A 26,116-nucleotide genomic window follows, 5' to 3' on the forward strand; every position below is an offset into this window, starting at 1 on the left:
TCATTCGGGGGTAATCCGAAGGTTTACCCCTGTCCGTATTTCTCTAAAAGTGCTTCAGCAATCGCCATGGTTTCAACATCTGCAACGCCACTCCATAACTGCGGACGGAAATGCATCTGGAAAACCATGATGATGCGTTTTTGCTGTTCGGGCGTACTGTTTTCTGGCACCTCGTAACCGTAGCGCGCCAGCAAATCGAGCAGTGCTGCGGTATCAACCTGCTGATAATGCGGTCGCCCGTTGATATAAAAATTCACGCGCCCCGGATCGGGCCAGGCTCCGATACCCTGCTGCGCCAGTTCGCGCCAAGGAAACAGTGGCCCAGGATCGTCTTTACGCTGCGGGGCGATATCCGAGTGTGCCACCACGTTCTGCGGTTTAATGTCGTAGCGGGCGATGATGTCTCTGGCAAGCGGGATCAGCGCCGCAATTTGCCCCGGTTCGAAGGGGGTAAAGGTTTTCACGTCACCGGTTTTCCGCCAGCCGCGGTTTTCCAGCTCAATGCCGACGGAGGTATCATTTATGCGGTTGGTGCCACGCCAGAAGCTGATGCCCGCATGCCAGGCCAGTTCGCTCTCCGGGACCAGCTGCCAGATACGCGGTTTGCCCTGCGGAGCTGGCGGCTTTGCGGGGATGAGATAGTGAGAGCTGACGTTTTTATCGGTCAGGGTCGCAAGCGAGGTGTCGAAATCATCGGCGGTGTAGTGAATAACCAGCACCTTTATACGCGGGTAGGCCGCCTGCGCCTGATGGCGCGTATCCAGCTCGTACGCGCCTTTATCAACAATGCCCTCTTCCGAGGCGCATCCTGCCAGCAACATCGCCAGCAGGAGGGTTGAGAGCGAACGCTTCATCGACGGGTTTTCACCGCCGTGCCGCTTACGCTCACCATCAGCATGCTGGCATCTTTTCCGACCGTTTCGTAGTCGATATCAATGCCCACCACCGCATCCGCGCCCAGCGCTTTGGCCTGCTCGCCCAGCTCCTTAAACGCAATCTCGCGCGCTTTACGCAGCTCTTTCTCGTACGCGCCGGAGCGACCCCCGACGATATCCCGAATGCCGGCAAAGAAATCGCGGAAAATGTTTGCGCCCAGAATCGCCTCACCGGTGACCACGCCGCAGTACTCGGCAATCGGTTGACCTTCCAGGGTTGGCGTTGTTGAAAATTGCATACTTTCTCTCCTTCTTTAGCGTTCAATGCGTTAGCGACAGCATTATCGGTTCGTTACGCTATGATTGAAAGGATAGTTAATAAATAAGGAAATCAACATGCGCTACTCTGCTTTAACGCTTTTAGTGCCATGCGCGCTGGTGCTCAGCGCCTGCACAACGCCGGTCACGCCAGCCTTTAAGGATATCGGAACCCGCAGCGGCCCTTGTATTGAGGGTGGCCCGGATGCCGTGGCGCAACAATTTTATGATTACCGTATTCAGCATCGCGGTAATGACCTGACCGCCCTGCGCCCGTACCTGAGCGATAATCTGGCGAAACTGCTCACCGACGCTTCGCGCGATCCGCAGCACAACGCCCTGCTGTCATCCGATCCGTTCTCCAGCCGCGCCACGCTGCCGGACAGCGCCGACGTCGCCAGCGCGTCCACCATACCGAATACTGACGCACGCAATATTCCCCTGCGCGTGAAGCTCACCCAGGGAACGCAAACCTGGCAGGATGAGGTGCTGATGATCCGTGAAGGCCAGTGCTGGGCAATAGACGATGTGCGCTACATTGGCGGCAGCGTTCATGCCCCGGCGGGCACCCTTCGCCAATCGATCGAGAACCGCTAACGCCTCCGTTCAATAAACGTTAACCCCGTAAAATGTCCGGCATTTCCTGCGGAATGCCGACATTTATACTCGCCCCCCTTTCCCGTCGCTATTTTGTGCTATGTTTAAGAGGAAACACGGGTTATATTTAACTTTTAACGCAGAAATATTGCATAACTATTCTGTCAACGGTACTATCTGCGGCCTCAATTGCTATAGATTGCCTGGATGAGTAAAGACTGCCCCGATGAGTATTAAACTAAACGGCATTAACTGCTTCTACGGCGCACACCAGGCGCTGTTCGACATTACGCTGAGTTGCCCGGAGGGCGAAACGCTGGTTTTGCTCGGCCCAAGCGGCGCGGGAAAAAGCTCCCTTCTGCGAGTTCTTAATCTGCTTGAAATGCCCCGTTCGGGGACGCTGGCCATCGCCGGTAACCATTTTGACTTCGCGAAAACCCCGTCTGATAAAGCGATTCGTGAACTGCGTCAAAACGTGGGCATGGTTTTCCAGCAATACAATCTCTGGCCGCATCTGACGGTGGTGCAAAACCTGATTGAAGCCCCGTGCCGCGTGCTTGGCTTAAGCAAAGACCAGGCGATGGCGCGTGCGGAAAAGCTGCTGGAACGTCTGCGTCTGAAACCGTACAGCGACCGGTATCCTTTACACCTCTCTGGTGGTCAGCAACAGCGTGTGGCGATCGCCCGTGCGCTGATGATGGAGCCGGCGGTGCTGCTGTTTGACGAGCCAACCGCGGCGCTGGACCCGGAAATTACCGCCCAGATCGTGAGCATTATTCGTGAGCTGGCGGAAACCAACATTACCCAGGTCATCGTGACCCACGAGGTGGAAGTGGCGCGCAAAACCGCCAGCCGCGTGGTCTATATGGAAAACGGGTATATCGTTGAGCAGGGTGACGCGAGCTGCTTCACTAACCCGCAAACCGATGCCTTCAAAAACTATTTATCTCACTGATGTGTTAGGGAAATTATAATGAAAAAAGTATTGATTGCCGCGCTGCTTGCTAGCGTCAGCCTTTCCGCTACCGCAGCCCAGACCATCCGTTTCGCCACTGAAGCGTCCTACCCTCCGTTTGAATCCATTGATGCGAACAACAAGATTGTTGGCTTCGACGTGGACCTGGCAAACGCCCTGTGTAAAGAGATCGACGCGACCTGTACCTTCAGCAACCAGGCGTTCGACAGCCTGATCCCAAGCCTGAAGTTCCGCCGTATCGACGCCGTAATGGCCGGAATGGACATCACTCCGGAGCGTGAAAAGCAGGTTCTGTTCACCACCCCTTACTATGACAACTCGGCCCTGTTCATCGGTCAGAAAGGTAAATACGCCTCCGTTGACCTGCTGAAAGGCAAGAAAGTCGGCGTGCAGAACGGCACCACGCACCAGAAATTCATCATGGATAAGCATCCGGAAATCACCACCGTGCCGTATGACAGCTACCAGAATGCGAAGCTGGACCTGCAAAACGGTCGTATCGATGCGGTGTTCGGGGACACGGCTGTCGTGACCGAATGGCTGAAAGCGAACGACAAGCTGGCCGCCGTGGGTGACAAGGTGACCGATAAAGACTACTTCGGTACAGGTCTGGGTATTGCCGTACGTCAGGGCAATACCGAGTTGCAGCAGAAATTCAACGCTGCGCTGGAAAAAGTGAAGAAAGACGGCACCTACGAAACCATCTACAAAAAATGGTTCCAGAAGTAATTCCTGATGAATGAAATTTTTCCTTTAGCAAGCGCCGCCGGGATGACCGTCGGCCTTGCCGTTTGTGCACTGATTATCGGCCTCGTACTGGCGATGTTCTTTGCGGTGTGGGAGTCCGTTAAGTGGCACCCTGTCGCATGGCTCGGTTCAGCGCTGGTGACTGTGCTGCGTGGACTGCCGGAAATTCTGGTGGTCCTGTTTATCTATTTCGGCTCCTCACAGCTGCTGTTAACGCTGTCGGACGGCTTCACGATTAATCTCGGCTTTGCGCAGATCCCGGTGCAGATGCAGATTGAGAACTTCGACGTCAGCCCGTTCCTGTGCGGCGTGATTGCGCTCTCCCTGCTCTATTCGGCCTATGCGTCACAAACGCTGCGCGGCGCGCTGAAAGCGGTACCGCAGGGTCAATGGGAATCCGGCCAGGCGCTGGGTCTGTCGAAAGCGGCGATCTTCTTCCGCCTGGTGATGCCGCAGATGTGGCGTCATGCCTTGCCAGGGCTGGGTAACCAGTGGCTGGTACTGCTGAAAGATACCGCGCTGGTGAGCCTGATCAGCGTGAACGATTTGATGTTGCAAACCAAAAGTATCGCCACCCGTACGCAGGAGCCGTTTACCTGGTACATCGTCGCGGCGGCTATCTACCTGGTGATCACGTTGCTGAGCCAGTACGTTCTGAAGCGTATTGATCTGCGCGCAACGCGTTTTGAACGGAGACCAGGCTGATGCTGGATTATTTACCCGAACTGATGAAAGGGCTGCACACCAGCCTGACGCTGACCGTCGCGTCTATCATCGTGGCGCTGATCCTGGCGCTGATCTTCACCATCGTCCTGACGCTGAAAACGCCGGTGCTGGTGTGGATTGTACGTGGCTACATTACGCTCTTCACCGGAACGCCGCTGCTGGTGCAGATCTTCCTGATTTACTACGGCCCGGGCCAGTTCCCGTCGTTACAGGAATATCCGGTTATCTGGCATCTGCTCTCTGAGCCATGGCTCTGCGCCCTGATTGCCCTCTCCCTGAACAGCGCGGCCTATACCACGCAGCTGTTCTACGGCGCCATTCGCGCGATCCCGGAAGGCCAGTGGCAGTCCTGCGGGGCGCTGGGCATGAGCAAGAAGGATACGCTGGCGATCCTGCTGCCCTATGCCTTTAAGCGCGCCCTCTCTTCCTATTCCAACGAAGTCGTGCTGGTGTTCAAAAGTACCTCTCTGGCCTACACCATCACCCTGATGGAAGTGATGGGCCACGGACAGCTGCTGTACGGACGCACCTACGACGTGATGGTGTTCGGTGCGGCGGGTCTTGTCTATCTGGTGGTCAACGGTCTGCTGACCCTGATGATGCGTCTTATCGAGCGTAAGGCGCTGGCGTTTGAGCGCAGAAATTAATCGACTTAATGCATAAAGCTGATTTCGTAGTGCGGGTAACCTGATGGGTTACCCGCATTTTTTTATGCATTAAATAATATTTAATCATATTTATTGCATATAAATTCATTGAGTGGCATTGTACATCCATGCCGCAGACACGGCGCATAATGACAAGATTGACAGACGGGAGCATTACAATGAAAAAGTTAGTTCTGGCCGCATTACTCGCAACCTTCGCCGCTGGCGCATCCGCCGCCGATAAAATCAATTTCGGCGTTTCTGCCACCTATCCGCCGTTTGAATCGCTGGATGCCAGCAACCAGATCGTCGGCTTCGACATCGACCTGGCGAAAGCGCTGTGCAAGCAGATGCAGGCCGACTGCACCTTTACTAACCACGCATTTGACAGCCTGATCCCGTCCCTGAAATTTAAAAAGTACGACGCGGTGATCTCCGGCATGGACATCACGCCAGAGCGCAGCAAGCAGGTCGCGTTCACCGACCCGTACTACGCGAACTCTGCGGTGGTGATTGCGAAGAAAGGGGCTTATAAATCTTTCGACGAGCTGAAAGGCAAGCGCATCGGCATGGAGAACGGCACCACGCACCAGAAATACCTCCAGGACAAGCATCCTGAAGTGAAAACCGTGGCCTACGACAGCTACCAGAACGCCATTATCGACCTGAAAAATGGCCGTATTGATGGCGTATTTGGGGACACCGCGGTCGTGAATGAGTGGCTGAAAACCAACCCGCAGCTGGGTACAGCGACGGAGAAAGTGACCGATCCGCAGTATTTCGGCACTGGCCTCGGTATTGCCGTGCGTCCGGATAACAAGGCTCTGCTTGAGAAACTGAACGGCGCGCTGAAAGCGATCAAAGCTGACGGCACATACCAGAAAATCAGCGAGCAGTGGTTCCCGCAATAACCTTTTTTGCCGGGTGACCTGGCCTACGGGGGTGGTCTGTAGGCCGGGTAAGGCGAAGCCGCCACCCGGCAATTTCTTAAAGCGGCACAAAGAACCTGAACCGTGCCCCGCTCACGGACTCCATCAGCCTGATCCCCCCGCCGTGCAGCTCCAGCATTCTTTTCACGATTAACAGCCCTAACCCGCCCCGGTGCTCCCGCGAGGCCTGTGGATTTAACGCTGACGGACGCTGGAACAGATCGTCCCGTAATGCGGCATCAACACCCGTTCCGCTGTCGGCCACTTCAACCTGTAACCGGTCGTTCTCCTGCCACACCGCCAGACGAATGTCTCCACCTGCTGGGGTATGGCGTATCGCATTATCCAGCAGATTCGTCACCACCCGTTCAATCATGGAAACATCGGCCAACACCAGCGGCAGCGGACCCGGGACGTCAATGTGCAGATTTAACTCACGCGTGCGGGCAGCGAGTTCAAACTTTTGCGCCACGTCGGAAATCAGTTCAGCCATGGCAAAACGCTCGCGCTGGGGCTTGATGCCGCCGTGCTCAAGACGCGCCAGCTCGAACAGCTGCTGCGACAGATGGCGTACCTTTTGCCCCTGACGCAGCGCGGTAGCGAGGTACTGCTGATGCTCCTGCGGCGACAGCGTTGCGGATTTCAGCGACAGCGTTTCCAGATAACCCAGCAGCGACGTCAGCGGGGTGCGTAAGTCGTGCGAAATGTTGGCGATAAACTCCCGGCGCTGGCGGTCGCTGTCGGCCAGCCGATCCCACTGAGAGGTGATTTTGCGCGCCAGCTCGATAAAGGTATTGCGCAGGATCGCCACTTCATCCTGGCCGGCAGGCTCAAGCGGCTGGGCCGCCAGCTGCTTAATCGCGCTGATGCTGTCCTGCTCCAGCCCGGCCACGTCCAGCGTGAGCTCTTTAACCGGGCGCGTCACCCAGTACCAGAGCAGCAACCCCGCCAGCAGACCAAACAGCGCCACCAGCAGCATCGACCACAGCGCCGTACTCCAGAGCGCTTTGTGCCAGGCCATCTCCGCCAGCGCGTTGGACTCCTCCCCCTGCAAAATAATGTACAGATACCCCTTCAGCTCACCGTCCTGCCGCAGCGGGGTGGCGCTGAAGACTTTCTTATTCTGGCTTCGGGGATCGTCGCCAAACACCGGCATCACCGTCCCGCTGAGGAAATTCTGTATCGGCGCAAGGTCAATTTTTTGCCGCTGAATGTGCCCCGGCGGGGCGGCATCGGCCAGGATATCGCCATCTGGCGAGACAACATACAGCTCGACGCTCGGATTAAAGGTCATCAGCCGGTCGAACAGCGGTTTTAAGGCGCTGCGATCCACCCTGCCCTGCGCATCCAGAATCGCTTCCCGCTGCACAATCTGCTGCGCCAGCCCACCGGAGAGCCGCTGCACCATCGCATTGCCGTACTGCATGCTACTGTAGAGCTGCACCGCACAGGCGACGGTGGCGCAGAGCAGCAGTAACGCCGTAAACAGCAGCGTCAGGCGCTGGCTCAGGCTAAAGCGACGCATCATGATTCTGCTCCGCAAATTTGTAGCCTTTGCCCCAGACGGTGCGAACGATCTCCGGCTCGGCGGCATCTTTCTCTATTTTAATGCGCAGGCGGTTAATGTGGGTATTGACGGTGTGTTCGTAGCCTTCGTGCTGATACCCCCATACCTGCTCCAGCAGTGCCAGCCGCGAAAAGACCTCTCCGGGATGGCGGGCAAAGAAATAGAGCAGTTCAAATTCGCGCGGGGTGAGATCGACGTGTTGACCGTTAAGGCGCACTGTGCGCGCCAGCGGATCGATAGTCAGTCCGTGCGCCTGAATAATGCCGTCCGTCTGCGCCTGGCCCATCGCCTGCTGACGGCGAAACAGCGCCTTAATGCGGGCAATCAGCTCCTGCACCGAGAAAGGTTTTGCCAGATAATCATCCGCCCCGGTTTCCAGGCCGGTAATACGGTCAGTTTCACTGCTGCGGGCGCTAATGATGATAATGGGCAGGTAGCGGGTCATCTGGCGGATACGGCGGCAAATCTCCAGACCATCGACATTCGGCAGCATCAGATCGAGGATCACCGCGTCCCACGGCTGTGTTTCAAGACGCTGTAAGGCGTTGCCCCCGTCGGGCTCGTGGGTAATGGCGTAGCCTTCATCTTCCAGATTAAGACGCAGGAGTGCCGCGATATCGTGGTCGTCTTCTACCAGCAGGATCTGCTTCATGGGTAAGCCTTCAATCATTTGTTATGACGTAAGCTTACCTGATTTCGAGCGGGGGAAGAGTTCACATTTTGTTGAACATTGTGCGGGGCTTATGCCGGGTGGCGGCTTCGCCTTACCTGGCCTTCGCTTTGGTTAACAACGTCAACACTTCATAATGGGCGGTATGGGGGAACATATCGAAAAGCTGAACGCGCGCAATGCGGTAGCCCGGCAGGCTGGCGATATCCTTCGCCATGGTCTGCGCGTTACAGCTGGAGTAGACAATGTACTCCGGCGCCATCTGGCTCAGGTAGTCGCAGAGCGCCTGGCCGATACCCCGGCGCGGCGGGTTCACCAGCACCAGCTCCGGCACGTTGCCCTGTCCGGTGGCGAACCGGGTCGAGTCTAGCGCCTGGAAGTGCAGATTCGTCAGCCCCAGCTCTGCGGCGGACTGCTTCGCGCAGGCAATCGCTTCGGCGGAGATCTCAATTCCGGTGAGCTGCATGTCTGGCGTGGCACAGTGCAGGCCAAAGCCGCCGACGCCGCAGAACAGATCCCACATGTGATGAACCTGTAACGCACGCACCCAGTCGCGCGCGGTGGCATACAGCGCGCTGGCGACGGTGGGGTTAGTCTGAAAGAAGCTTTGCGGACGGATCCACAGCGGCACGCCGTTAAAGCTCTCCGCCAGCGCATGCTGTTCGGTGAAGAAAATCTCTTTCTCCCCTTCCATGATCGCCATATGCACCGGCTGAATATTCGCGGTGATAACCTTGAGCTGCGGAAGCTGTTCCTGCAACCCCGGAAGCGCCGCGCGCAGCTGCTCCAGCTTGTTTTCCGAACGCAGCACAAAGCGCAGCATCATCCCGCCGTCGATCTGGCTTTCGGTCAGCAAAAGGTATTTCAGCTCGCCGCGCCTGCGGGCAACGTTATAGGGCGTTAACCCCGCCCGGGCGATAAACGGTTTCAGCGCGCTAAACACCGGCTCAAACGAGGCGGGATATAGCGGGCAGTCGGTTAAATCTTCCGGCGTGCCGTCGCGGTGCAGCATCCCCAGCAGCGGCTTTTCAACGCTGCCGCTGACCACCATTTTGGCTTTATTGCGAAAGCCCTGTTCCGGGCCACTGACGGGTGCGCACCACTCGCCCACCGCATGTGCTGTCAGCAGCTGTTGCAGGTCGGCCATTTTGGCGGTGAGTTGTTGAGAGACCGGCTGTTCTATCCACTGACAGGAGCGGCAGCGTCCGGCGTCATAGAGTGCGCACTGCATATGAAAACCTTAAGAAACACGAGGGCTGCGATTATACACATTATTGCAAGCGGAAAAACCGCCGACTGGAAGCCGGGAGATAAAGCAGGCAGAGCACCAGCATATCCGGCAGTTTTTGCATCACCAGTGAATGGAAAATCTCGCGTCGCGACTCACCGGGTATGCTGAACAGCTCCGGATAGCCATAGCCCAGCGAGGCGGCCCACAGGTAGCCTGCGGCGGTGATCTGCGTAAGCAGATACACCCAGCGCGCCCAGTTACGTCCTTTCACCAGCGAGAACGCACAGTAGATCTCAATAAACACCAGCATCAGGCTGCTGAGAAACACCAGCGTCAGATTCCACGTCTGCGCGCTGCGGTGAATAAATTCCCCCATTCCGCGCGGACCCAGCGTGTTCATTATCATCAGCACATCCAGGCAGCGGATCATAATAATGGCGAGCGCCGCCACCTGCACCAGTGCAGGGACGTTCGGACGAGCGTGCGAATGACGTGTTTTTTGTAAGAATCCCAATGTTTTTACTTCCCTGAAAAACAGTGCCGCGTCATACGCGGCACATCACTGGAAATAGTAATTCCTTCAGCCGCGTCTTGCACGCTGGATATCGCGCACACGCTGTTTTTCCGCGCGCGCCATCAAATACCAGGCGATAAATCCGACAATTCCGACCACGCCAAGGATGATGGACGCCAGGGCGTTGATCTCCGGATTCACCCCCATCCGCACGCTGGAGAAGACCAGCATCGGCAGCGTCGTCGCGCCCGGTCCCGACACAAAGCTGGCGATAACCAGATCGTCGAGCGAGAGCGTGAACGCCAGCAGCCAGCCGGAGATCACCGCCGGCATAATCATCGGCAGCGTGATGATGAAAAAGACCTTCAGCGGCGTTGCGCCGAGATCCATCGCCGCCTCTTCAATGGAGCGATCCAGCTCGCGCAGCCGCGAGGAGATCACCACCGCCACATACGCCGTACAGAAGGTGACATGTGCCAGCCAGATGGTGAGCATCCCGCGATCCGCTGGCCAGCCGATGGCGTGCGCCAGCGCGACAAACAGCAGCAGTAGCGACAGGCCGGTGATGACGTCCGGCATAACCAGCGGGGCGGTGATCATAAACGCGAAACCATTCGCCCCGCGGAAACGGCCAAAGCGCACCATCACCAGCGCGGCGATAGTGCCCAGCACGCAGGCCATCGTCGCCGCCAGCGCCGCAATGGTCAGGCTCAGCCCCACCGCGCTCATCATCGCATCATCGTGGAACAGCTCGCTGTACCAGCGCGTGGACCAGCCCGCCCAGACGGTGACCAGCTTAGAGCTGTTGAACGAGTAGATCACCAGCATCAGCATTGGCGCATACAGGAAGGTAAAGCCGATAATCAGGATCGCAATTCGCCACGGGGAGCGTACTACCGGTAAGTTGTTCATCCGTGGTCTCCCATCTGTTTCTGCTGATGTTTATGGAACCACATGATCGGCACGATCAGCAGCAGTAACATGACGATCGCCACCGCCGAGGCCACCGGCCAGTCGCGGTTATTGAAGAACTCCTGCCACAGTACGCGGCCAATCATGATGCTGTCCGGGCCGCCGAGCAGTTCCGGGATCACAAACTCCCCGACCGCCGGGATAAATACCAGCATCGATCCGGCGATGATCCCGCCTTTGGTGAGCGGCACAATGACGCTGAAGAAAGTCTTCAACGGGCGTGCGCCGAGGTCCAGCGAGGCTTCCACCAGCGAGTAATCGATTCGCGTCAGCGCCGTATAGATTGGCAGCACCATAAACGGCAGATAGGCATAGACAATCCCGATATACACCGCAAGGTTGGTGTGCAGGATCGTCAGCGGCTGGTCGATGACCCCAAGCCACAGCAGGAAGTTATTCAGTATGCCGTTATTCTTCAGGATCCCCATCCACGCGTACACGCGGATCAGGAACGACGTCCACGACGGTAAAATGACCAACAGCAGTAAAATATTTCGCGTCGACGGCTTGCTGTGCGCCACTGCCCACGCCAGCGGGTAGCCCATCAACAAGCAGCAAATCGTAGAAATAGCCGCAACCTGTAACGACTGCAAATAGGCTTCGAAATAGAGCGGATCGTCGGTCAGTTGCAGGAAATTACCGAGGTTTAAGGTCAGCGTCAGCTGCCCGTCGGCCCACTCCCACAGATCGGTATACGGTGGGATCGCCCGCGCCATCTCCGCCAGGCTGATCTTAAAGACGATCAGGAACGGCAGCAGAAACAGCAGGATCAGCCAGATATAGGGCATGGCGATGACCAGCTTGCGGCCATGCGCCATCTGCATGCGCGCCAGCCAGAGCGCGAAACCGCCCGGTTTTTTGACGCGGGCTGGAGGTTCAAGTGTGCTCATGACCGCTCCTTATACCGTCAGGACTACGCAACTGTCCGCATCCCAGCAGAGGCTCACTTCGTCGCCCCAGGTTGGCTGTCCCTTGCGATACCGGTGTTCGTTCTGTAACTGGGCGCTGAGCATCTGGCCGCTTTTCAGGCGCACATGGTAAATCGACAGATCGCCGAGATAGGCAATGTGCACCACTTCGCCCACGGCAAAGTTATAGCCATCGGCGGGCGGCTCATCGCAAAGCATGATTTTTTCCGGGCGCAGGGCAACGTAAACCGGCACGTTGTCCACCACGGAGTTATCAGAATCAACCTTCAGCGGGTGCACCAGCCCCGGCGATTCAATCACCAGACCGTCTTCCTGGCGTTCCTTCAGTAGCCCTTCGAAGACGTTTACCGAGCCGATGAACTCCGCGCTGTAGCGGGTTGTCGGGTGTTCATAGATCTCTTCCGGCTCGCCGATCTGCACGAACTTACCGCGATTCATGATCGCAATGCGCCCGGCCATGGTCATCGCCTCTTCCTGGTCATGAGTCACCATCACGCAGGTCACCCCCACGCGCTCGAGGATATCCACCACTTCCAGCTGCATCCGGTCGCGCAGCTTTTTATCCAGCGCGCCCATCGGCTCGTCGAGCAGTAATAATTTTGGACGCTTCGCCAGACTTCTTGCCAGCGCCACGCGCTGACGCTGGCCGCCGGAAAGCTGATGCGGCTTACGCTTCGCAAACTCCTGCATATGCACCAGGCTCAGCATCTCTGCCACGCGCGCGGTGATTTCGGCTTTCGGCAGTTTGTCCTGCTTCAGGCCGAAGGCGATGTTCTGCTCAACGGTCATGTGCGGGAACAGGGCATAGGACTGGAACATCATGTTTATGGGCCGCTGGTACGGCGGCACGCTGGAGAGGTCTACCCCATCCAGCACGATCTGCCCGGCGGTAGGCTGTTCAAAGCCTGCCAGCATACGCAGCAGTGTGGATTTGCCGCAGCCCGATGCGCCGAGCAAAGCAAAAATTTCACCTTTGTAGATCGTCAGGCTGACATCGTCCACGGCATGCTGGCCGTCGAAGGATTTGGTGAGGTTACGAATTTCAAGAAGCGGGGTCAGCGCTTTACGGACTTTCGCCTGCGGGCGGGGGATCGCGTCATTCACGGGGTGCTCTCCGGCATAGATCAACACTGGTGCAAACGCACCGTCAGGGTGCGCATCGCCGGGCGGCGCTAACGCTTGCCCGGCCTACGGGATCTGTCGGCCCGGTAAGCGACAGCGCCACCGGGCAACGATATCAAACGCCGTTACTTACCGCTTTTCACCTTGGTCCACGCGCGGGTACGCACACGGTCAATTTTCGGTTCCTGCACTTTCAGGGTGAAGAGCTTGGCAAACACATCGGCTGGCGGATAGATCGCCGGATTATTGCGGATTTCTTCGCTCACCAGCGGCACGGAGGCCTTGTTACCGTTGGCGTAGTAGACATGGTCGCTGATGTGGGCAATCACCTCCGGACGCATCAGGTAGTTGAGGAACTGATACGCTTCCTCTTTATTTTTCGCATCAGCCGGCATCGCGAAGACGTCGAAGAACGCCAGCGCCCCCTCCTTCGGAATGAAGTAGGAAACATTCACGCCGTTTTTGGCCTCTTTCGCGCGGTTCGCCGCCTGCCAGACATCGCCCGCCCAGCCGATGGCCACGCAGATATCCCCGTTAGCCAGGTCGTTGATGTACTGAGAGGAGTGGAAGTAGCGAATATTCGGACGCAGCTTCAGGAGCAGGTCGGTTGCCGGACCGGTGTAGTCGTCGGCCTTGCTGCTGTTAGGATCTTTGCCGAGATAGTTAAGCACGGTGGCGAAAATCTCTTCCGGCGCATCGAGGAAAGAGACGCCGCAGCTTTTCAGCTTCTCGAGGTTTTCCGGCTTCAGCACCACGTCCCAGCTGTCCAGCTTGACGTCCGGGCCCAGCGCCGCTTTGACTTTATCCACGTTATAGCCAATACCGGTGGTCGCCCACAGGTAAGGCATCGCGTATTTATTCTCCGGATCGTGCTTCGCCACCAGCTTCAGCACGTCCGGATCGAGGTTTTTCCAGTTCGGTAATTTGCTCTTGTCCAGCGGCTGGAAGACACCGGCGGTCAGCTGACGCTCCAGGAAGCTTGCCGACGGCACCACCAGATCGAAACCGGTGCTGCCCGCCATCAGTTTGCCTTCCAGCACTTCGTTGGAATCGAATACGTCGTAGACAACCTTAATGCCGGTCTCTTTTTCAAAATTCGCGACGGTGTCCGGCGCAATATAGTCAGACCAGTTATAGACGTGCAGCGTTTTTTGTTCCGCAGCGAGCGTGCCGGCAGAGACGGCCATCAGAGCACCCGCAACCAGACCCGATAACCATTTTTTATTCAAGGCGATCATATTGTTATTCCTTCTGAAAGTTCGTTAACAAACGAACCAAAACTGTGCAGCCTGAAGATATGCAATAATCATGCATAGTTTGTCGCTCTGCCCGAAATAAAATACCCCCCTCTTCTCGGCAGGTTCCGCTCGCTTTTTTAAGCACCGCAAGAATAACTGTAGCCCGTGTCTCCGGCTATAGCCCAGACGAAAAAACGCCTTTTATCAATTTTTTATGCAGATTATGTCTACGTGATAAGCCGAAACGGCCGGAGAGGAGGTGAAAAACTCTTTAAAGAAAGGTTAAAAGCAGCAGAAAAAATGGTGTTATGCAGCCGCTCTGGCAGCGACTGCGCAAAAGTCAGACAGGCTTAGTGGAGAAAATTGGGAGATGCATCATTATTCTCGGCATCATCTTCCGCGCTATACAGCAGGTGATGTGCGTTGGCTTCCATCATTACCATGGAAATTTGCTCTTCGCTCAGGCGCATAAACCAGGCGAACTGCTTGAAGGAGAGCCCCGCGCCGGAGAATAAAGACTGGCAAACCACCAGCTTTGGCAGATTATCATCCTGTATGTCGAGAAACGCTTTCACCGTCAAAGAACTGGCGTTGATCGCTGACAGATCAGACGCCAGCGCCAGCAGCGCAGAAGGCTTTACTTCAGCCAGCGCCGAGAACAGGATCACGTCGTTAATCAGATCGATTTTGGCATCGAAAATGCCATCGAAATTTTGCATGTGAGGCAGATGCAGCGCCTGGCAGGAGTCGCATTCGAAGAAAGTAATACCGGCATCATCGAGCCATTGACGTAACGTATCCAGTGTAGGTACGACCTGTAAATCCATCGCTGTGCAGCCTCTTAAATAAAAACGTTGTCCAGATTACGCAAAAAGTGCGCGCCGATCCATTTAACCGCCCGTTTTCAGGCAAAATCCCGGCGTCGCATGGCGTTCAATCCATGCGATCATTTTACCTGCAATATCGACGCCTGTGGTTTTTTCCACCCCTTCCAGCCCCGGCGAGGCGTTGACTTCCATCACCAGCGGCCCGCGCCCGGCACGCAGCAGATCGACCCCCGCCACGTCCAGGCCCAGCGTCTGCGCTGCTTTCACCGCAATCTCGCGCTCGCGCTCGCTAATAAGGGCCACCCGCGCGATACCGCCGCGGTGCAGGTTAGAGCGGAAGTCGCCCTCTTTTGCCTGCCGCTCTATGGCGGCCACCACCTCATCGCCCACCACAAAGCAGCGGATGTCGCACCCGTTGGCCTCTTTAATATACTCCTGCACCAGAATATGGGCATTCAGACCGCGAAACGCGTCGATTACGCTTTCCGCCGCCTGACGCGTCTCCGCCAGTACCACCCCAATACCCTGCGTACCTTCCACCAGCTTAATAACCAGCGGCGCACCGCCCACCATGTCGATTAAATCGCTGGTGTCGTCCGGGGAGTGGGCAATCCCGGTGACGGGCAGATCGATCCCCTGGCGCGCCAGCAGTTGCAGCGAGCGCAGCTTATCGCGGGCGCGGGAGATCGCCACGGACTCGTTGAGCGGATAGCTTCCCAGCATTTCAAACTGGCGCAGCGCAGCCGTGCCGTAATAGGTGATCTGGGAGCCAATGCGGGGGATCACCGCATCAAAATGCGGGAGTTTGCGGCCTTTGTAATGAATCGACGATGCCGCAGGGTCGATGTTCATATAGCAGGACATCGGATCGAGGATCTCAATCTGATGTCCGCGTTTCGCCGCCGCTTCTCGCAGGCGTTTACATGAATAGAGCGTTCCATCCCGGGACAATATGGCAATTTTCACCCTGCACCTCTCTAAAGACATGGTAAAAGCCTGCCTATCATACACGAGGCGCAGGAGGAATGGACTACCGCGTTGCCCAGCCCTGTTTGTGCAGGTAATCAAGAATGAACGGGCGGTTCTCCTTGATGATGGTGCGACGAATATGGTCGCTCCAGGTGTCGCGGCGGTTGTTGCTGTCGCGCGTCAGATAGTAGTTCGCCAGCTCTTCATCGTATTGATGCAGAACGTCCTGGTCGACCGGCTGGTAGTGGTTTTCATGCACCAGCATCGCAGCAGGAATGCGCGGCTTCAGATCCGGGTTATCCGCCGGCCAGCCGAGGCACAGACCAAACAGCGGCAGCACGTGTTTCGGCAGCTTCAGCAGTTCCGTCACGCTTTCGATGTTGTTACGCAGCCCGCCAATATAGACGCCGCCAAGCCCCAGCGATTCCGCCGCCGTGAACGCGTTTTGCGCCATCAGCGCCGTATCCACCACGCCCAGCAGCAGCTGTTCCGCCAGCCCCAGCTCGGCCTCGGGGCAGATTTGCAGATGACGGTTAAAATCGGCGCAGAACACCCAGAACTCAACCGCCTGGGCAACGTGCTTTTGTCCGCCCGTCAGCGTTACCAGCTGCTCACGCATCGCCGGATCGGTGATGCGGATAATGGAGCTGCACTGCAAAAAGCTGGAGCTGGAGGTGCCTCTTGCGCTGTCGATGATCGCTTCCCGCTGCGCCTGGGTAATCGGCTCATCGGTGAAATGGCGAATGGAACGGTGGGAACGAAGCAGGTCAATGGTTGGCGTCATTTTGTCTCTCTTTGTGTTGCGTAAAACGTATGGCAGCCAGTATAGGCAATGATCCACCTGATGTAATTGGCGAAACATAGCCTGACTGTATCAAAGTGACAGGTGAAACCTTCTTTCCATGACGGCAGGTTATCGTGCACTATAGGCGCCATTCGCCGTCAGGCTTGTTTTTTGAGGAGAGAGAAATGTTTGCAGTAATTTTTGGTCGTCCAGGATGCCCTTACTGTGTACGCGCGAAAGAGCTGGCAGAGAAACTGACTGAAGAACGTGATGATTTCAACTTCCGTTACGTGGATATCCACGCGGAAGGCATCACTAAAGCCGATCTGGAAAAAACCGTGGGTAAACCGGTTGAAACCGTGCCGCAGATCTTCCTCGATCAGAAACACATCGGCGGCTGCACCGATTTTGAGGCCTACGCCAAAGAACACCTGGGCCTGTTTGCGGCTCAGTAATGCGAAGACGCCCTCCCCCTGAGGGCGTTTTTATTTACGGTGCTTCCTCTGTTGCAGCAGGCTGCGCGTAAATAAGAAACAGAGCGCGCCCAGCGCACACCAGAAAACGCCACTCAGTAGCCACGCCACTTCCTGCCAGACGCTTCTCGACGAGAGAAACAGCACGCGCATCAGAAGCAGGCAGAGCGGGGCCGCAAGCATTGCCCCAATAAGCGGCATCACCACCTCGCCTTTACGCGAGAGAAAACCGGCGACTACCCCCGGCAGGATGAAGAACAACAGGCCCAGCTCGGGATGACCGGACGCTCTGAAGGCGCCTTTCACGTTAAAAGCGAGCGACATGCAAACGACCGTAAACAGCAAAAAACAGCTGATTACGCCAGCCCAGTTTCGTTTAAAGTTCAAACTATCCTCCTGACTTATCTCTATCAAATACAAAAATCGTCCGGTGGACGCCCAGTCAGATAAAGCAATGCGGCAATCCTTGCCAAAGCACGCACAGAAGTCGTGCGATAATAGGTAGCTGTCGGTAGCTATTACGATTAAACTAACCGACTGCTAGTGTTTAGGGTATTTATCAGGAAGCAGGGAGATGCAAAGTGATTCCCTGACTCTGAAAACAGTAGCCCAAATAGTCCTTTCATTCAACAACTTACTGGTAAACAAGAAGTTAGCCTCCGTGAATATAAACGTCGCAGACTTGTTAAATGGGAATTACATCCTGTTATTATTTGTGGTACTGGCGCTGGGCCTTTGTCTGGGTAAATTACGCCTGGGTTCAGTTCAACTTGGTAATTCCATTGGCGTTTTAGTCGTCTCCCTGTTATTAGGTCAACAACATTTCAGTATTAACACGGACGCGCTTAACTTAGGTTTCATGCTGTTTATTTTTTGCGTAGGCGTGGAAGCTGGTCCGAACTTTTTTTCCATTTTCTTCCGAGACGGCAAAAATTACCTAATGCTGGCGCTGGTGATGGTCGGCAGCGCCCTGCTGATTGCGTTAGGACTGGGCAAACTGTTTGGCTGGGACATCGGCTTAACGGCCGGTATGCTGGCAGGCTCGATGACCTCCACGCCGGTGCTTGTTGGCGCGGGGGATACGCTTCGTCATTCTGGCATGGCAGGCACGCAGCTTTCCTCCGCGCTGGACAACCTGAGTCTGGGCTATGCCCTGACCTATCTGATTGGTCTGGTGAGCCTGATTGTTGGCGCGCGCTATCTGCCAAAACTTCAGCATCAGGATCTCCAGACCAGCGCCCAGACCATCGCCCGCGAGCGCGGCCTGGACACGGACTCCAAACGTAAAGTTTACCTGCCGGTGATCCGCGCCTACCGCGTCGGGCCGGAGCTGGTTGCCTGGACCGACGGGAAAAACCTGCGCGAGCTGGGGATCTACCGTCAGACCGGCTGCTACATCGAACGTATCCGTCGTAACGGCATTCTGGCAAACCCGGACGGTGACGCGGTGCTCCAGATGGGCGATGACATCGCCCTTGTTGGCTACCCGGACGCCCACGCGCGTCTCGATCCGAGCTTCCGCAACGGGAAAGAGGTGTTTGACCGCGACCTGCTGGACATGCGTATCGTCACCGAAGAGATTGTGGTGAAAAACCACAACGCCGTGGGCCGCCGTCTGGCACAGCTGAAGCTGACCGACCACGGCTGTTTCCTCAACCGCGTGATCCGCAGCCAGATTGAAATGCCTATCGACGATAACGTGGTGCTCAATAAAGGCGATGTGTTGCAGGTCAGCGGCGATGCCCGACGGGTTAAAACCGTTGCCGACCGTATCGGCTTTATCTCGATCCACAGCCAGGTGACGGACCTGTTAGCCTTCTGCGCCTTCTTCATTGTCGGCCTGATGATCGGGATGATAACCTTCCAGTTCAGCAACTTTAGCTTCGGCATTGGTAACGCAGCCGGTCTGCTGTTCGCCGGGATCATGCTGGGCTTCCTGCGAGCGAACCATCCCACCTTCGGCTATATCCCTCAGGGGGCGCTGAACATGGTGAAAGAGTTCGGTCTGATGGTCTTTATGGCGGGTGTCGGATTAAGCGCCGGGAGCGGCATTGGCAACGGCCTGGGCGCGGTCGGCTGGCAAATGTTGGTTTCCGGACTTATCGTCAGCCTGGTACCGGTGGTGATCTGTTTCCTGTTCGGCGCCTACGTGCTGCGCATGAACCGCGCCCTGCTCTTCGGCGCGATGATGGGCGCGCGCACCTGCGCACCGGCGATGGAGATCATCAGCGACACCGCGCGCAGCAATATCCCGGCGCTGGGCTATGCAGGCACGTACGCAATCGCCAACGTGCTGCTGACGCTGGCAGGTACGCTGATCATCATTATCTGGCCTGGACTCGGATAAATCTCAAGTTTGCGTGTGGCTGAAAAAATTTTCGTTACGCGCAGAACTTTTTACGCAGGGTGCAGTCATAACTAGTGCCACTGCTTTTCTTTGATGTCCCCAATTTGTGGAGCCCATCAACCCCGCCGTTTTGGTTCAAGGTTGATGGGTTTTTTGTTGCCTGAAGAAATACAAATTTAAGATTCAGGATTGTAGGCCGTGTAAGGCGAAGTCGTCACCCGGCAAGTAAGGTAGTCGAATCGACTCCAGGCAAAAGTTCTGGGCCGGTAACATCATGGTGCCCTTCTGCTAATCGCGTGGCATCTGCTCACGGGCAATTCGCCCCACCATCACCCGGATCTCCTCCCGAGTTAACGGCGACCGATCGGTCACAAAATGCAGCGTCATCCCCTCGATAAACGCATCCAGCGCGCGGGCGGTGGCCGGATCAAACCACTGCTCCAGCGTAGCCTGGCTCATCTTCATCCAGTCCTGCATCACCGTTTTCAGCGCGGCGCTGCGGTGCATAAACGCGTACAGCTGATACATCAGCGCCATATTGTGTGGCGTGGTCACGGCTGAACTGTGGATCAGCGTGGTAATGGCCTCGCACGCCCTCTCGCGCCCCGTAACCCCCGCGAAGAAATCCCGGTACTGCTGAGACATCTGCTGCGTAAACCACGTGAATGCCTCCTCCAGAAGCGACTCCATCCCGTCGAAATAGTAGGTCATCGACCCCAGCGGCACGCCTGCGCAGGTGGCAATTTTGCGGTGCGTGACGGCATGAATACCGTGCTCAGCAATGGTGTCCAGCGTCGCCTGGAGTATCTTCTCGCGGCGGTTAGGGTCGTTCGGTGGTCTGCTCATAAAATCCTCATCCGGTTTATGTACAAATGTACACAAAGTTGCTAGTGTTGTCGCTATTGTTGTACTTCTGGTGCTGATCCCAATGACGCTAACTTCTCCTCGCAAAGCCCTGCATCTGCGCATGTGGGCGCTGTTTATGTTCTTCTTCATCCCCGGGCTGCTGATGGCTTCCTGGGCAACGCGCACCCCGGCAATCCGCGATACGCTATCCGTTTCGACGGCGGAGATGGGGATCGTGCTGTTTGGCCTGTCGATTGGCTCGATGAGCGGCATTCTCTGCTCGGCCTGGCTGGTGAAACGCTTTGGCACGCGCGCGGTGATCCGCACCACCATGTGCTGCGCCGTGGTGGGAATGCTCGGTCTGAGCGTGGCGCTGTGGTTCGCCTCGCCGCTGATGTTTGCCCTTGGCCTGATGGTATTTGGCGGCAGCTTTGGTGCGGCGGAAGTGGCCATTAACGTCGAGGGGGCCGCCGTTGAACAGGCGATGAACAAAACGGTGCTGCCGATGATGCATGGCTTTTACAGCCTCGGCACGCTGGCGGGCGCGGGCATAGGGATGGCGCTGACGGCGCTGGGCATTGCGGCCAATGTGCACATTTTACTCGCGGCGCTGGTCTGCATTATCCCGATCCTCACCGGCATCAGGGCTATTCCCGCAGGCACAGGACAAAATGCCTCGGACGAACAGAAGTCTGCGGCAAAAGGGTTGCCCTTCTATCGCGATTTCCAGCTGATGCTGATTGGCGTGGTGGTACTGGCGATGGCGTTTGCTGAAGGATCCGCCAACGACTGGCTACCGTTGCTGATGGTAGACGGGCACGGATTTAGCCCCACCTCCGGCTCGCTGATTTACGCCGGGTTTACGCTCGGCATGACCGTCGGACGCTTTACCGGGGGCTGGTTTATCGACCGTTACAGCCGCGTGGCTGTCGTCCGTGCCAGCGCCCTGCTGGGTGGGCTGGGCATCGCGATGATTATCTTTGTGGATGTGGACTGGATTGCCGGCGTGTCGGTGATCCTGTGGGGACTGGGCGCCTCCCTTGGCTTCCCGCTGACCATTTCCGCTGCCAGCGATACCGGCCCCGACGCGCCGACGCGCGTGAGCGTCGTGGCGACCACGGGCTACCTCGCTTTCCTGGTGGGCCCGCCGCTGCTTGGATTCCTCGGTGAGCACTACGGGTTACGCAGCGCGATGCTGGTGGTATTAGGGTTAGTCATTATTGCCGCCCTGGTGGCGCGAGCGGTGGCAAAACCGGAAGCAGAAACAACGTCAATGGAGAAGGGATATGAGCGTTAAACTGATTGCAGTCGACATGGATGGCTCCTTCCTGAGCGATGCGAAAACCTATAACCGCGCGCGTTTTCTGGCGCAGTACGCGCGCATGAAAGCGCAAGGCATCCGTTTTGTGGTCGCCAGCGGAAACCAGTACTACCAGCTGATCTCATTTTTCCCGGAGATCGCCCATGAAATTGCCTTCGTCGCCGAAAACGGCGGCTGGGTGGTGGATGCGGGCGAAGACGTGTTTAACGGCGAACTGTCGAAAGAGCATTTTCTGACCGTCGCCACCCTGTTAAACGACGTGCCCGGCATTGAGATAATTGCCTGCGGAAAAAACAGCGCCTACACGCTGAAAACGTATAACGACCTCTTCAAAGAGATTGCTGCGAAATACTATCACCGCCTTGAAAGCGTCAGCAGCTTTGACAACCTCAACGATATTTTCTTCAAATTCGGGCTAAACGTCTCTGACGACGAAATTCCGCGCATTCAGGCGCTGCTGCATGAGAAGCTTGGCGACATCATGGTGCCGGTGACCACGGGACACGGCAGTATCGACCTGATTATCCCCGGCGTACACAAAGCTAACGGCCTGCGGATCCTGCAAGCGCGCTGGGGCATTGAGGACAGTGAAGTGGTGGCCTTTGGCGACAGCGGTAACGACGTGGAGATGTTGCGCCAGGCTGGGTTTGGCTTCGCGATGGCCAATGCCAGACCGCATATTAAAGCGGTGGCCCGCTATGAAGCGCCGGACAATAATGACGAAGGGGTGCTGGACGTAATTGATAGGGTGCTGGATGGGAGGGCGCCGTTTAATTGATTCCGTGCGCTCTGGTGCCCTCACCCTAACCCTCTCCCACAGGGAGAGGGGACTGTCCCGAGCTCGCCCACGGGGGAGAGGGAATAAGAATTACGGTTGCAGGGCGTTTCCGACGCGTTTGTCTTTCAGGAACACCACCATCAGCCCTACCCACAGCACACCGTTTGCGAGATTGAACAGGCTGAACAGTCCGTTACCGCCGAAAGCATAGGCATGCTTGCTCACCTCAATACCGACGGTGAAAATCAGCATTTGCAGCATCCCCATCGCGGCAGACACCGTGCCTTTACTCATTTCACTGGCGAACAGCGTCAGGCGCACCAGGCCGGCATTCGCCACGCCAATACCAAACGCATAAACGCTCAGCCCCGCCGTCATCCACAGGTACGCATGGGACGAGACTACGGTCGCCACCGCCGCGATAATCAGCCCTGCCGCTATGGGCCAGCCACCCATAATAATCAGCGAACGCACGGTACGGCGCGACGTCAGACGCGCCAGCACCAGGTTACCGATAATCAGCGCGCCAAAAATCGGCACCTGTAACAGGCCATACTCATAGCTGCTAAGCTGTTCGCCGCTGATGATAATGACCGGCGACTGGGCAATCCACGCCAGCAGCGGTAGGCTGACAAAGCCCGTCGCCAGCGCGCCCGCGACAAAACGACCGTTTTTCAGCACCGCCTTATAGTCACGCCCCAGCTCTTTAAGCGAGAGCTTTTCGCCCAGGCGGGTGGCGGTCTCCGGCATCGCACGGTGCAGCCCAAAGAAAGAGATGGCCGCAAGCGCGGCAAAGAGGACGAACATCCCTTCCCACGGCGCAACGTGGACCCATGCGGCTCCCACCAGCGGCCCCAGAAGCGGCGCAATCAGCGCCACGTTCGCCATCAGCGCGGTTATTTTGATACATACCGCCTCCTCAAACGACTCCTGAATAGCGGCGTAGCCCACGGCGCCAATAAAGCACAGGCTCACGCCCTGAAGGAAACGCAGCAGCGTGAATTGCTCAATGTTCTGCGCCAGCAGCGTGGCGAGACAGGTGACGATAAACCACACCACGCCCGTCAGCATCACCGGGCGGCGGCCAATACGATCCGACAGCGGCCCTAAAAGCCACTGTAAAAACATGCCGCCCGCCAGATAGGCGGTCATGGATGTAGGTACCCACTCAATACCTGCGTTGTACTGCTCAACCACAGCCAGCATGCCTGGCTGGATCATGTCGTTGCCGATGTAGGTAGAGAATTCGTAAAGCACCAGACACAGAGGAAAAAGTAACGCCTGACGACCCAGACGATTACCGGAAGAAGAACGGTTTATCATGCAATCTCTTTAATATGAAAAAATCGCGATGAGTGTAATGAATTGCCGCTGTCTGAGATAGCATAATCACGTGAAAACACAGAAATAAGGCACTTATCGTTGTTGTTTAAGGTTTCCTTAAGTTGCCCTCCCTATGATAGTGCTATTTCACGTTATTGACCGAAACTATGACACACGCCGTCAGCCCTTCAGAATTATCTAAGTTACCGACAAATAAGACAAAACGCCTTTACCGTTTGCCTGCCCGCTTTTATGGTTATCAGCTTTTCGGGCTGATCGTCCTTGCGCTGCTTTTTACCTGGCTTTCGCGCGATGAATCGCTTGACCGATGGATAACCGGCTTCTGGTATGACGCGGCGACGCACCATTTCCCGCTACAGCAAAACCCGCTGCTGGATCTGCTGAACCATCGGCTGGCGAAATATGTGACCATTGCGCTGGCTGCCGCATCGCTGATTTACGGCGCTTACAAACGCAATGCCCGGCTGGTGACGGCCGCGCTTCTGATGGGGCTGGGGGCGCTGGTAGTTGGGGTGCTGAAAAGCATAAGCCACCACAGCTGTCCGTGGGATCTGGTGGAGTATGGCGGCAAAGCCGTCTCGTATCCCCTGTTCAGCGCCGTTCCGGCAGACAGCGGACCGGGACGCTGCTTTCCCGGCGGCCACGCCTCAAGCGGGTTTATGGTGATGGGGTTGTTTTTTGCCTTCTGGCGTGAACGTCCGCGCCTGGCATGGTCCTTTGTCGCGTTAGGCGTTGTTATGGGGCTGCTGATGGGATTCGGCCAGGTCATGCGCGGCGCGCATTTTTTCTCTCACAACCTGTGGGCCGGGTGGTGGGTCTGGTTTTCCCAGGTGCTGGTTTACGGGCTGGTTTCCACCTGGTTTGCTAAAGAGTAACGAGATTATGTTAGAAAATCTGAACTACGAACTGTTTTACCTGCTCAACGCCACGCCAGCATCACCGAAATGGATGATCGATCTCGCCACCTTCATTGCGAAAGATGTGATCAGCATTGTACCGGCGCTGGCGGTGATCCTCTGGTTATGGGGACCTCGTACACAGGTCACCGCCCAGCGCCATCTGGTGATCAAAATGGCGATGGCGATCGGCGTGAGCGTGCTGGCAAGCTACGTGCTGGGCCACGCCTTTCCGCACGATCGTCCGTTTGTCGATCGCGTCGGCTACAACTTCCTGCACCATGCGCCGGATGACTCGTTCCCGAGCGATCACGGCACGGTGATCTTCACCTTTGCGCTGGCCTTCCTGTTCTGGCATCGCCTGTGGTCTGGCATGGTGCTGATGGGGGTGGCGGTCGCCATCGCCTGGTCCCGCGTCTACCTGGGCGTGCACTGGCCGCTGGATATGGTCGGCGGTTTCCTGGTGGGGCTGATGGGCTGCGTCAGCGCAGCCATCCTGTGGAGCCTCTTTGGTCCGGCGCTTTATCGTGGATTATCACAGGCCTATCGCGTTCTGTTTGCCCTTCCGATCCGCAAAGGCTGGATACGTGACTAACCCCGGTCCGTCAGGTTACACTTGAGCCCCCGCCCTGCGGGGGCTCACTTTTTTAGCCCGAGGATCTATGGAAACACGTCGCGATGACCGCATTGCTCAGCTACTTCAGGCGCTGAAGCGCAGCGATAAGCTGCATCTTAAGGAAGCCGCTACCCTGCTTGGCGTGTCTGAAATGACCATTCGTCGCGATCTGAACAGCGACAGCGCCCCCGTTGTGCTGCTTGGCGGGTATATTGTTCTGGAGCCGCGTAGCGCCAGCCATTATCTGTTAAGCGATCAAAAAACACGCCTGGTGGAAGAGAAGCGCAAAGCCGCGCGGCTCGCCGCCTCGCTGGTGCAGCCGCATCAAACGCTGTTTTTTGACTGCGGTACGACAACCCCGTGGATCATCGAGGCCATCGACAGCACCGTTCCCTTTACCGCCGTCTGTTATTCGCTAAACACCTTCCTGGCCTTGCAGGAGAAACCGGCGTGCCGGGTGATTTTGTGCGGCGGCGAGTTTCATGCCAGCAACGCCATCTTCAAACCGCTGAATATTCAGGACACGCTGAGCAATGTATGTCCGGATATCGCCTTTTACTCTGCGGCGGGTGTGAATGTGAAACAGGGGGCAACCTGTTTTAATCTTGAAGAGTTACCGGTGAAACAGTGGGCGCTCAACGCCGCACAGCAGCATGTGCTGGTGGTTGATCACAGTAAATTTGGCAAGGTTCGTCCGGCAAGGATGGGGGAACTGTCGCGCTTTGACGCCATCGTCAGTGATTGCCGCCCGGATGACGAGCTGGTGTCGTATGCAAAGGCGCAGCAGGTGAAGTTGATGTATTGAGGTTGTGCCGGGTGGCGGCTTCGCCTTACCCGGCCTACAACGGCTCAAACGA

General features: G+C 56.7%; 29 protein-coding genes. 13 read left to right on the forward strand and 16 right to left on the reverse strand.

Features of this window, described 5'->3' with window-relative positions:
- Positions 1–23: 23 nt before the first annotated feature.
- Together H2Z33_RS00230 and H2Z33_RS00235 are read right to left on the reverse strand one after the other, a co-directional pair.
- Positions 24–854, reverse strand: coding sequence for an N-acetylmuramoyl-L-alanine amidase (locus tag H2Z33_RS00230; RefSeq protein ID WP_015571006.1), 831 nt, complete (start codon positions 852–854; stop codon positions 24–26).
- Entirely contained in the window at positions 851–1,174 is a 324-nt protein-coding gene (locus H2Z33_RS00235; RefSeq protein ID WP_033486330.1) for a heavy metal-binding domain-containing protein, read from the reverse strand. Before H2Z33_RS00235 ends, H2Z33_RS00230 begins: the two co-directional genes overlap by 4 nt.
- A gap of 97 nt (positions 1,175–1,271) precedes the next feature.
- Between H2Z33_RS00235 and H2Z33_RS00240 the strand changes: the two genes are divergently transcribed.
- From H2Z33_RS00240 to artJ, 6 genes are all read left to right on the forward strand, one after another.
- The gene (locus H2Z33_RS00240) at positions 1,272–1,790 is read left to right on the forward strand and encodes a lipoprotein (RefSeq protein WP_015571007.1); all 519 of its coding nucleotides are present in this window, start codon (positions 1,272–1,274) and stop codon (positions 1,788–1,790) included.
- Positions 1,791–2,016: 226 nt separating this feature from the next.
- Positions 2,017–2,745 carry an arginine ABC transporter ATP-binding protein ArtP gene (gene artP, locus H2Z33_RS00245; RefSeq protein WP_006809439.1) on the forward strand — a complete coding sequence of 243 codons (729 nt, stop codon included), beginning with the start codon at positions 2,017–2,019 and terminating at the stop codon, positions 2,743–2,745.
- Between the two features lie 18 nt (positions 2,746–2,763).
- Positions 2,764–3,495, forward strand: coding sequence for an arginine ABC transporter substrate-binding protein ArtI (gene artI, locus H2Z33_RS00250; protein ID WP_006174322.1), 732 nt, complete (start codon positions 2,764–2,766; stop codon positions 3,493–3,495).
- Between the two features lie 6 nt (positions 3,496–3,501).
- Complete coding sequence (gene artQ, locus H2Z33_RS00255) at positions 3,502–4,218, forward strand: arginine ABC transporter permease ArtQ (RefSeq protein ID WP_063134819.1); 717 nt, start codon at positions 3,502–3,504, stop codon at positions 4,216–4,218.
- Positions 4,218–4,886, forward strand: a complete 669-nt coding sequence (gene artM, locus H2Z33_RS00260) for an arginine ABC transporter permease ArtM (protein ID WP_003858369.1) — start codon at positions 4,218–4,220, stop codon at positions 4,884–4,886. Before artQ ends, artM begins: the two co-directional genes overlap by 1 nt.
- A gap of 179 nt (positions 4,887–5,065) precedes the next feature.
- Positions 5,066–5,797 (forward strand): arginine ABC transporter substrate-binding protein ArtJ, encoded by a 732-nt coding sequence (gene artJ / locus H2Z33_RS00265; RefSeq protein WP_015571008.1) that lies wholly within the window; start codon positions 5,066–5,068, stop codon positions 5,795–5,797.
- A gap of 76 nt (positions 5,798–5,873) precedes the next feature.
- Here the strand turns inward: artJ and H2Z33_RS00270 are convergent, their stop codons facing one another.
- From H2Z33_RS00270 to nfsA, 11 genes are all read right to left on the reverse strand, one after another.
- Positions 5,874–7,343, reverse strand: coding sequence for a sensor histidine kinase (locus tag H2Z33_RS00270; RefSeq protein ID WP_032671249.1), 1,470 nt, complete (start codon positions 7,341–7,343; stop codon positions 5,874–5,876).
- On the reverse strand, positions 7,327–8,034 hold the full coding sequence (locus H2Z33_RS00275; RefSeq protein WP_022650690.1) for a response regulator transcription factor: 708 nt from the start codon (positions 8,032–8,034) through the stop codon (positions 7,327–7,329). The genes H2Z33_RS00270 and H2Z33_RS00275 overlap by 17 nt, the downstream gene beginning before the upstream one ends.
- 112 nt (positions 8,035–8,146) lie before the next feature.
- On the reverse strand, positions 8,147–9,283 hold the full coding sequence (gene rlmC, locus H2Z33_RS00280) for a 23S rRNA (uracil(747)-C(5))-methyltransferase RlmC (RefSeq protein ID WP_063134818.1): 1,137 nt from the start codon (positions 9,281–9,283) through the stop codon (positions 8,147–8,149).
- Positions 9,284–9,323: 40 nt separating this feature from the next.
- Complete coding sequence (locus H2Z33_RS00285; RefSeq protein WP_085929694.1) at positions 9,324–9,821, reverse strand: YbjO family protein; 498 nt, start codon at positions 9,819–9,821, stop codon at positions 9,324–9,326.
- Positions 9,822–9,863: 42 nt separating this feature from the next.
- The gene (potI, locus tag H2Z33_RS00290; RefSeq protein WP_003858378.1) at positions 9,864–10,709 is read right to left on the reverse strand and encodes a putrescine ABC transporter permease PotI; all 846 of its coding nucleotides are present in this window, start codon (positions 10,707–10,709) and stop codon (positions 9,864–9,866) included.
- On the reverse strand, positions 10,706–11,659 hold the full coding sequence (gene potH / locus H2Z33_RS00295; protein ID WP_017693731.1) for a putrescine ABC transporter permease PotH: 954 nt from the start codon (positions 11,657–11,659) through the stop codon (positions 10,706–10,708). The genes potI and potH overlap by 4 nt, the downstream gene beginning before the upstream one ends.
- Positions 11,660–11,668: 9 nt before the next feature.
- Complete coding sequence (potG, locus tag H2Z33_RS00300) at positions 11,669–12,802, reverse strand: putrescine ABC transporter ATP-binding subunit PotG (protein WP_006809449.1); 1,134 nt, start codon at positions 12,800–12,802, stop codon at positions 11,669–11,671.
- Positions 12,803–12,945: 143 nt separating this feature from the next.
- The gene (gene potF, locus H2Z33_RS00305; RefSeq protein WP_015571013.1) at positions 12,946–14,058 is read right to left on the reverse strand and encodes a spermidine/putrescine ABC transporter substrate-binding protein PotF; all 1,113 of its coding nucleotides are present in this window, start codon (positions 14,056–14,058) and stop codon (positions 12,946–12,948) included.
- A gap of 350 nt (positions 14,059–14,408) precedes the next feature.
- The gene (locus H2Z33_RS00310) at positions 14,409–14,885 is read right to left on the reverse strand and encodes a YbjN domain-containing protein (RefSeq protein WP_003858385.1); all 477 of its coding nucleotides are present in this window, start codon (positions 14,883–14,885) and stop codon (positions 14,409–14,411) included.
- A 63-nt stretch (positions 14,886–14,948) separates the two neighbouring features.
- A complete protein-coding gene (gene rimK / locus H2Z33_RS00315; protein WP_017693733.1) occupies positions 14,949–15,851 on the reverse strand; it encodes a 30S ribosomal protein S6--L-glutamate ligase in 903 nt (300 codons plus the stop codon).
- A gap of 64 nt (positions 15,852–15,915) precedes the next feature.
- A complete protein-coding gene (gene nfsA, locus H2Z33_RS00320) occupies positions 15,916–16,638 on the reverse strand; it encodes a nitroreductase NfsA (protein WP_063134817.1) in 723 nt (240 codons plus the stop codon).
- Positions 16,639–16,823: 185 nt separating this feature from the next.
- On the opposite strand from nfsA, the gene H2Z33_RS00325 reads away from it, so the two are divergent.
- Positions 16,824–17,093 (forward strand): GrxA family glutaredoxin, encoded by a 270-nt coding sequence (locus tag H2Z33_RS00325; RefSeq protein ID WP_006809455.1) that lies wholly within the window; start codon positions 16,824–16,826, stop codon positions 17,091–17,093.
- A 30-nt stretch (positions 17,094–17,123) separates the two neighbouring features.
- Here the strand turns inward: H2Z33_RS00325 and H2Z33_RS00330 are convergent, their stop codons facing one another.
- Positions 17,124–17,498, reverse strand: coding sequence for an inner membrane protein YbjM (locus H2Z33_RS00330; protein ID WP_017384878.1), 375 nt, complete (start codon positions 17,496–17,498; stop codon positions 17,124–17,126).
- Positions 17,499–17,772: 274 nt separating this feature from the next.
- Between H2Z33_RS00330 and H2Z33_RS00335 the strand changes: the two genes are divergently transcribed.
- The gene (locus H2Z33_RS00335; protein WP_026080732.1) at positions 17,773–19,458 is read left to right on the forward strand and encodes an aspartate:alanine antiporter; all 1,686 of its coding nucleotides are present in this window, start codon (positions 17,773–17,775) and stop codon (positions 19,456–19,458) included.
- A gap of 288 nt (positions 19,459–19,746) precedes the next feature.
- Here H2Z33_RS00335 and H2Z33_RS00340 read toward each other — a convergent pair whose 3' ends face one another.
- Positions 19,747–20,304, reverse strand: coding sequence for a TetR/AcrR family transcriptional regulator (locus tag H2Z33_RS00340; protein WP_032647831.1), 558 nt, complete (start codon positions 20,302–20,304; stop codon positions 19,747–19,749).
- Positions 20,305–20,386: 82 nt separating this feature from the next.
- Here H2Z33_RS00340 and H2Z33_RS00345 point away from each other — a divergent pair, with 82 nt between their 5' ends.
- Both H2Z33_RS00345 and H2Z33_RS00350 read left to right on the forward strand, forming a co-directional pair.
- Positions 20,387–21,601 (forward strand): MFS transporter, encoded by a 1,215-nt coding sequence (locus tag H2Z33_RS00345; RefSeq protein WP_017384883.1) that lies wholly within the window; start codon positions 20,387–20,389, stop codon positions 21,599–21,601.
- Entirely contained in the window at positions 21,591–22,403 is an 813-nt protein-coding gene (locus tag H2Z33_RS00350; protein WP_063134816.1) for a Cof-type HAD-IIB family hydrolase, read from the forward strand. Before H2Z33_RS00345 ends, H2Z33_RS00350 begins: the two co-directional genes overlap by 11 nt.
- A 90-nt stretch (positions 22,404–22,493) precedes the next feature.
- Here H2Z33_RS00350 and H2Z33_RS00355 read toward each other — a convergent pair whose 3' ends face one another.
- Entirely contained in the window at positions 22,494–23,726 is a 1,233-nt protein-coding gene (locus tag H2Z33_RS00355) for an MFS transporter (RefSeq protein ID WP_015571024.1), read from the reverse strand.
- Between the two features lie 167 nt (positions 23,727–23,893).
- Here H2Z33_RS00355 and H2Z33_RS00360 point away from each other — a divergent pair, with 167 nt between their 5' ends.
- The 3 genes from H2Z33_RS00360 (at position 23,894) to deoR (ending at position 26,064) form a co-directional block, all read left to right on the forward strand.
- On the forward strand, positions 23,894–24,622 hold the full coding sequence (locus H2Z33_RS00360) for a phosphatase PAP2 family protein (RefSeq protein WP_017693740.1): 729 nt from the start codon (positions 23,894–23,896) through the stop codon (positions 24,620–24,622).
- Positions 24,623–24,629: 7 nt separating this feature from the next.
- Positions 24,630–25,238: an undecaprenyl-diphosphate phosphatase gene (gene ybjG, locus H2Z33_RS00365; protein WP_062938122.1), complete on the forward strand. Its 609-nt coding sequence runs from the start codon at positions 24,630–24,632 to the stop codon at positions 25,236–25,238.
- A 67-nt stretch (positions 25,239–25,305) separates the two neighbouring features.
- Positions 25,306–26,064, forward strand: a complete 759-nt coding sequence (gene deoR, locus H2Z33_RS00370; RefSeq protein ID WP_017384886.1) for a DNA-binding transcriptional repressor DeoR — start codon at positions 25,306–25,308, stop codon at positions 26,062–26,064.
- The last annotated feature ends 52 nt before the right edge of the window (positions 26,065–26,116 follow it).

The sequence above is a fragment of the Enterobacter sp. YSU genome (genome assembly GCF_016082135.1).
GTDB classification, from domain to species: Bacteria; Pseudomonadota; Gammaproteobacteria; order Enterobacterales; family Enterobacteriaceae; genus Enterobacter; species Enterobacter hormaechei_C.

Bases quoted from the DNA above. Each gene is read 5' to 3' on its own strand.
- H2Z33_RS00345 (WP_017384883.1), top strand. From the start codon at position 20,387: ATGACGCTAACTTCTCCTCGCAAAGCCCTGCATCTGCGCATGTGGGCG.
- H2Z33_RS00310 (WP_003858385.1), bottom strand. From the start codon at position 14,885: ATGGATTTACAGGTCGTACCTACACTGGATACGTTACGTCAATGGCTC.
- artJ (WP_015571008.1), top strand. From the start codon at position 5,066: ATGAAAAAGTTAGTTCTGGCCGCATTACTCGCAACCTTCGCCGCTGGC.
- H2Z33_RS00340 (WP_032647831.1), bottom strand. From the start codon at position 20,304: ATGAGCAGACCACCGAACGACCCTAACCGCCGCGAGAAGATACTCCAG.
- potF (WP_015571013.1), bottom strand. From the start codon at position 14,058: ATGATCGCCTTGAATAAAAAATGGTTATCGGGTCTGGTTGCGGGTGCT.
- deoR (WP_017384886.1), top strand. From the start codon at position 25,306: ATGGAAACACGTCGCGATGACCGCATTGCTCAGCTACTTCAGGCGCTG.
- potH (WP_017693731.1), bottom strand. From the start codon at position 11,659: ATGAGCACACTTGAACCTCCAGCCCGCGTCAAAAAACCGGGCGGTTTC.
- artM (WP_003858369.1), top strand. From the start codon at position 4,218: ATGCTGGATTATTTACCCGAACTGATGAAAGGGCTGCACACCAGCCTG.
- H2Z33_RS00350 (WP_063134816.1), top strand. From the start codon at position 21,591: ATGAGCGTTAAACTGATTGCAGTCGACATGGATGGCTCCTTCCTGAGC.
- nfsA (WP_063134817.1), bottom strand. From the start codon at position 16,638: ATGACGCCAACCATTGACCTGCTTCGTTCCCACCGTTCCATTCGCCAT.
- H2Z33_RS00275 (WP_022650690.1), bottom strand. From the start codon at position 8,034: ATGAAGCAGATCCTGCTGGTAGAAGACGACCACGATATCGCGGCACTC.
- H2Z33_RS00270 (WP_032671249.1), bottom strand. From the start codon at position 7,343: ATGATGCGTCGCTTTAGCCTGAGCCAGCGCCTGACGCTGCTGTTTACG.
- H2Z33_RS00230 (WP_015571006.1), bottom strand. From the start codon at position 854: ATGAAGCGTTCGCTCTCAACCCTCCTGCTGGCGATGTTGCTGGCAGGA.
- H2Z33_RS00325 (WP_006809455.1), top strand. From the start codon at position 16,824: ATGTTTGCAGTAATTTTTGGTCGTCCAGGATGCCCTTACTGTGTACGC.
- artI (WP_006174322.1), top strand. From the start codon at position 2,764: ATGAAAAAAGTATTGATTGCCGCGCTGCTTGCTAGCGTCAGCCTTTCC.
- H2Z33_RS00240 (WP_015571007.1), top strand. From the start codon at position 1,272: ATGCGCTACTCTGCTTTAACGCTTTTAGTGCCATGCGCGCTGGTGCTC.
- H2Z33_RS00360 (WP_017693740.1), top strand. From the start codon at position 23,894: ATGACACACGCCGTCAGCCCTTCAGAATTATCTAAGTTACCGACAAAT.
- artP (WP_006809439.1), top strand. From the start codon at position 2,017: ATGAGTATTAAACTAAACGGCATTAACTGCTTCTACGGCGCACACCAG.
- H2Z33_RS00355 (WP_015571024.1), bottom strand. From the start codon at position 23,726: ATGATAAACCGTTCTTCTTCCGGTAATCGTCTGGGTCGTCAGGCGTTA.
- H2Z33_RS00235 (WP_033486330.1), bottom strand. From the start codon at position 1,174: ATGCAATTTTCAACAACGCCAACCCTGGAAGGTCAACCGATTGCCGAG.
- ybjG (WP_062938122.1), top strand. From the start codon at position 24,630: ATGTTAGAAAATCTGAACTACGAACTGTTTTACCTGCTCAACGCCACG.
- potI (WP_003858378.1), bottom strand. From the start codon at position 10,709: ATGAACAACTTACCGGTAGTACGCTCCCCGTGGCGAATTGCGATCCTG.
- artQ (WP_063134819.1), top strand. From the start codon at position 3,502: ATGAATGAAATTTTTCCTTTAGCAAGCGCCGCCGGGATGACCGTCGGC.
- rlmC (WP_063134818.1), bottom strand. From the start codon at position 9,283: ATGCAGTGCGCACTCTATGACGCCGGACGCTGCCGCTCCTGTCAGTGG.